This window comes from Marinimicrobium sp. UBA4209 (assembly GCF_002381585.1).
Classification (GTDB): Bacteria; Pseudomonadota; Gammaproteobacteria; order Pseudomonadales; family Cellvibrionaceae; genus Marinimicrobium; species Marinimicrobium koreense.
On record NZ_DFTP01000019.1, the window covers coordinates 284 to 904 of the forward strand.

Here is a 621-nt window from a genome sequence, read left to right on the forward strand (position 1 = left end):
ACCACCTGTATCGGCAACTCCGGCCCACTGCCCAAAGAGATTCACGAAGCCATCCACGAGGGCGATCTCACGGTGACCTCGGTGCTCTCGGGCAACCGCAACTTTGAAGGGCGGATTCACCCCGACGTGCGGGCCAACTACCTGGCTTCACCGCCTCTGGTGGTGGCCTACGCGTTGGCCGGCACCATGGATATCGACCTGCAGAAAGAGCCTCTGGGTTATGACAAGGACAACAAGCCGGTCTACCTGAAGGACATCTGGCCCAGCACGGCGGATATCCAGAAAACCATTGCCGACAACCTGGACCCGGCCATGTTCTCCGAGAAGTACGCGGACGTGTTCAGCGGTGACGAGAGCTGGCAGGCACTGCCGGTGGAAGAGAGCCAGCTCTACGCCTGGCCGGACTCCAGCTACGTGCGCAAGCCGCCGTTCTTTGATGGCATGGGTAAAAAACCTGGGGATATTACCGATATCAAGGATGCCCGCTGCCTGGTGAAGGTCGGTGACAGCATCACCACCGACCATATTTCCCCGGCCGGCGCCATCATGCCGGACAGCCCCGCTGGCCTGTATCTGCAGGAGCAGGGCGTGGACCCGAAGGACTTCAACTCCTACGGCTCC

The 621-nt window shown here is 60.9% G+C and carries 1 protein-coding gene; it reads left to right on the forward strand.

Annotated features, from left to right (window positions below; genetic code table 11):
* Positions 1-621, forward strand: a 621-nt coding sequence (locus B3187_RS03090; RefSeq protein WP_286804540.1) for an aconitase family protein, incomplete at both ends; no start/stop codon positions are given.